Origin of the sequence: Streptomyces sp. NPDC059455 (assembly GCF_042750115.1) — a bacterium.
GTDB lineage: Bacteria > Actinomycetota > Actinomycetes > Streptomycetales > Streptomycetaceae > Streptomyces > Streptomyces endocoffeicus.
The window spans coordinates 42,559-46,642 of the sequence record NZ_JBHYVB010000065.1 but is presented as its reverse complement, the minus strand read 5'-3'; the positions used below and the strand labels follow the sequence as shown (position 1 = coordinate 46,642).

The window sequence follows — 4,084 nt, the reverse complement described above, 5'->3', positions numbered from 1 at the left end:
TGATCAGTGAGTGTGTGAGTGTTTGAGTGGCAGCGCGAGCCTGCCCTGGGGTTGGGGTGGTTTTTTTTTCTTTTAATTTACTTGCGCGGCCCCCGGGGGGGGGGGGGGGGGGGGCCGCGCCGGACCGGGCCCGGCCGGGGCCGGATGATCAGCCCGGCAGGGGCCGGAAATCTGCCCGTCAGGGGGCGGGCGATCCGGCCGAAGGGCTAGAGAACCGCGCTCAGGAACTCCCTCGTCCGCTCGTGCTCCGGCTCGGTGAAGATCTTCTCCGGCGGTCCGGACTCGATCACCCGGCCCGAGTCGAACATCAGTACATCATCGGATATGTCCCGCGCGAAGTTCATCTCATGGGTGACACAGAGCATGGTGATGTCCGTTGTGTGAGCGATGTCCCGCAGCACATCCAGTACCCCGGCCACCAGCTCCGGGTCCAGCGCCGACGTCACCTCGTCCAGCAGCATCACCTGCGGCCGCATCGCCAGCGCCCGGGCGATCGCCACCCGCTGCTGCTGCCCGCCGGACAGCTGCGTCGGATACGCGTCGCACTTGTCGCCGAGGCCGACCAGGTCGAGCAGCTCCCGGGCGCGGGTCTCGGCCTCGTCCTTGCCGAGGCCCAGCACATTCACCGGGGCCTCGGTGATGTTCCGCAGCACCCGCATATTGGGGAAGAGGTTGAACTGCTGGAAGACCATTCCGATCTTCTTGCGCACCTCTCTGGTGTGCTTCTCGCCCGCCGGGACCAGCTTGCCGGCCTTGTCCTCATGGGTCAGGTAGTCGCCGTCGACCTTGATCGTGCCCTCGTCGGGCTTGATCAGCGTCATCAGCAGCCGCAGGATCGTGGTCTTGCCCGAGCCCGAGGGGCCGATCAGGGTGACGTGCTTGCCGGAGGAGACCGAGAAGTCCAGGTTGTCCAGGACCGTATTGCTGCCGAAGCGCTTGGTCACCTGGTCGAAGCGGATCAGTTCACTGCCGTCCACGGCAGGGTTCGTGTGGTCGGTTTCAGTGGCCAAGACGACGCTCCAGGGCTCGCATCAGAAGGGAAGCCGGATAGGCGATGAGGATGAAGGCGATGCCGACCATCGTGTAGGGCTCGATGTACTGGAAGGACGACGCGCCCTCCGCGCGCGCCTTCTGCAGCATGTCGACGACGCCGATCAGCGCGAGCATCGGGGAGTCCTTCAGCATCGCGATGACGTAGTTGCCCAGTGCGGGCACCACCCGGCGAATGGCCTGCGGCAGGATCACCGCGGTCCAGGTACGGCCCCGGGAGAGGCTGAGCGCGGTCGCCGCCTCCCACTGGCCCTTGGGCACACCGTCGATACCGGCCCGGTAGACCTCGGCGGTGTACGTCGAGTAGTGCAGACCGAGCGCGATCACCCCGGTGGTGAGCGCCGAGAACTTGATGTCCCAGGTCGGCAGCACGTAGTAGAAGAAGAACAGCTGCACCAGCAGCGGCGTGTTGCGGATGAACTCCACGACCGCCGCCACCGGCCAGCGGACGAAGCGGGTCGGCGAGCGGAAGGCCATCGCCCACACCAGGCCGAGCGCGAACGCCAGGACCGAGCCCAGGGCGGTCGCCTCCAGGGTGATCAGCAGTCCGTTGCCCAGCTCGGGGAGGAAGTCCTTCGCCACATCCCAGTTCCAGCTCACTGAGCACCTCCCGCCGTGATGATGTTGGACGACTGCTCGGCCTCCTGGCGCGAGGACAGCTTCCGGGTGATCAGCGGGCCCTTGCCGGACTTCACGGGGGCCTGGCCGATGCCCGCCTTGGCGCGCCGCTCCAGCAGCCGCATCAGCCGGGTGAGGACGAAGGCCAGCACGAAGTAGAGGGCCAGGATGATCGCGTAGATCTCCAGGCTGTCACCGGTCGCCAGCCGCGAGAGCTGGGCGGCGAAGGTGATGTCGGCGACGCTCACCGCGGAGACCAGGGCGGTCGCCTTCAACAGCTCGATCAGCAGATTGTTGAAGGGCGGGATCATCTCCGGGATCGCCTGCGGCAGGATCACCCTGCGCATCCGCTGCGCGGGCGTGAAGCTGAGCGCGATGGCCGCCTCACGCTGCGCCGGGGCCACCGCGGCGATCGCGCCACGCACGATCTCCGAGCCGTACGCCCCGTAGGTGAGGCCCAGCGCCAGCACCGCGGCCCACATCGGCACCAGCTGGAACTGGAAGGCCAGTGGCATCACGAAGAACAGCCAGAACATCAGCACCAGGGCCGAGGTGCCGCGGAAGACCTCCACATAGAAGCCGGTCAGGAAGCGGACGATCCACCGCGGGGAGGTGCGCGCGATCCCGATGCCGAACGCCACGACGGCCGCGAAGACCGCGCTGTACAGGGTCAGCTGGATGGTGATCCAGATGCCCGGAAGAAGCCAGTGTTCCCACAGCCCGGCCGTCATGAGCACAGCTCCTTGGCGGTCAGATCGGTCATCTCTTCCTTGGTGAAGCCGAAGGGCCGCACGACGCGCAGCAGCTCGCCGCTCTTCTTCATCTTGTGCAGCTCCACGTTGAAGGCGTCCCGGAGCTTGGTCTCCTCCGGCCGGAAGGCGAAGCCGCCGGCGCCGATGTCCGGCTTGCCGTCGACGTACGCCTGGAACGGCTCGGTGGCCTCGGCCCGCTGGCTGTTCCGCTGCTTCACCACGTTGTGGACGGTCACGGTCGTGCCCGCGAAGACATCGGCCCGGCCCTGCTCCACGGCCAGCAGCCCGGCCAGCTGGTCCGGGAGGATCAGCATGTCGCTCTGCTTGATCCCGGCGTCCTCCGCGTAACCGATCTCGGCGTAGGCGGTGCCGGTGGCCATCTTGGCCTTCTGCTTAAAGATATCTTCGTAATTGTGCAGGTTTTTGGGGTTCCCCTTGCGCACGATGAACGCGTCACGCATGCGGTAGTCGGGGTCGGAGAAGATCACCTGCGCGCAGCGCTCGGGGTTGATGTACATCCCCGCCGAGACCACGTCGAACTGCTGCGAGCGAAGGCCCGGGATGAGCGAGCCGAACTCGGTCGGCACCGGCTGGACCTTGGGCACGCCCAGCCGCTTGAAGATGATTTTCGCGATCTCCGGCGCCTCGCCGGTGAACTCGCCGTTCTCGTCGATGTAGCCGAATGGGATCTCCCCCGCAATTCCCAGTCGGACCGTCCCTTGCGACCGCAGCCGCTCCAGCAGATTGCCCCCGTCCTTGGCGCCCGAACCGGACACCCGGCTGCAGCCGGCCGCGCCCAGCAGACCCAGGGCCGCACCGCCGGCGAGAAGAGCGCGGCGGCTTGGGCCCATTTTTGCTATTTCTCTGCTATCGGTGTCTTTCCCACGTGGTGGAGCCATGGGCGCGCGGCTACCCGACTCAGGCAAATGTATGCGGGCCGTTTCCGGCCCTTGATACAGCCGATGCCTGGGTAGTCCCCTGGGACAGGACTGGTTCCGAAGCGACCTGGAGGAAAGATCGATGGTTGACCGAGCCGACCGGTTCATCGAGGTCTCGCTCGACAAGCGCGGGGTGAGCTGCACGGCCAAGCTCCTTGACGATCTCGCGCCGATCACCTGCGACGCGGTGTGGAACGCGCTGCCGCTCGGGGGTGACGTGTATCACGCGAAGTACGCCCGCAACGAGATCTACACGCTGCTGCCCCCTTTCGCGCCCGAGGAGCCGCCCCTCGAGAACCCGACGATCACCCCGATCCCCGGGGACCTGTGCTACTTCACCTTCACCGACACCCAGCTCGGGACCAAGTCGTACGGATACGAGACCGAGGCCAAGCACCAGGGGCGGCGGCAGGTGATCGACCTGGCGCTCTTCTACGAGCGGAACAACCTGCTGATCAACGGCGACGCGGGCTGGGTGCCCGGGATCGTCTGGGGCACGATCGTGGACGGCCTCGACCGCATGGCCGACGCCTGCCAGGACCTGTGGCGCGCGGGGGCGCTGGGGGAGACGCTGAACTTCCGCCGGGCGTAGCGCATGGGCTCGCGCCGGGTGCGGGCCCTCGGCTTGTGCCCGGCGCGGCGCATGGACCCCCGGGCCGCGCGGGGCGGGCCGACCCCCCCCCCGCCGCGCCGGGACCCGCGACCCGGGAGTCCTGGCCGCCGCCT

General features: G+C 67.4%; 5 protein-coding genes. 1 reads left to right on the top strand and 4 read right to left on the bottom strand.

Features of this window, described 5'->3' with window-relative positions:
• Positions 1-206: 206 nt before the first annotated feature.
• From ehuA to ehuB, 4 genes are read right to left on the bottom strand one after another with little or no spacing between them, the layout of a single operon-like run.
• Complete coding sequence (ehuA, locus tag ACFXB5_RS23570; RefSeq protein WP_385211141.1) at positions 207-977, bottom strand: ectoine/hydroxyectoine ABC transporter ATP-binding protein EhuA; 771 nt, start codon at positions 975-977, stop codon at positions 207-209.
• Positions 978-999: 22 nt separating this feature from the next.
• The gene (ehuD, locus tag ACFXB5_RS23565; RefSeq protein WP_020871050.1) at positions 1,000-1,650 is read right to left on the bottom strand and encodes an ectoine/hydroxyectoine ABC transporter permease subunit EhuD; all 651 of its coding nucleotides are present in this window, start codon (positions 1,648-1,650) and stop codon (positions 1,000-1,002) included.
• On the bottom strand, positions 1,647-2,399 hold the full coding sequence (ehuC, locus tag ACFXB5_RS23560; protein WP_385211122.1) for an ectoine/hydroxyectoine ABC transporter permease subunit EhuC: 753 nt from the start codon (positions 2,397-2,399) through the stop codon (positions 1,647-1,649). The genes ehuD and ehuC overlap by 4 nt, the downstream gene beginning before the upstream one ends.
• A complete protein-coding gene (ehuB, locus tag ACFXB5_RS23555; protein WP_385211121.1) occupies positions 2,396-3,319 on the bottom strand; it encodes an ectoine/hydroxyectoine ABC transporter substrate-binding protein EhuB in 924 nt (307 codons plus the stop codon). Before ehuB ends, ehuC begins: the two co-directional genes overlap by 4 nt.
• Positions 3,320-3,440: 121 nt before the next feature.
• Between ehuB and ACFXB5_RS23550 the strand changes: the two genes are divergently transcribed.
• The gene (locus tag ACFXB5_RS23550; RefSeq protein WP_210948097.1) at positions 3,441-3,950 is read left to right on the top strand and encodes a DUF3830 family protein; all 510 of its coding nucleotides are present in this window, start codon (positions 3,441-3,443) and stop codon (positions 3,948-3,950) included.
• Positions 3,951-4,084: the final 134 nt, after the last annotated feature.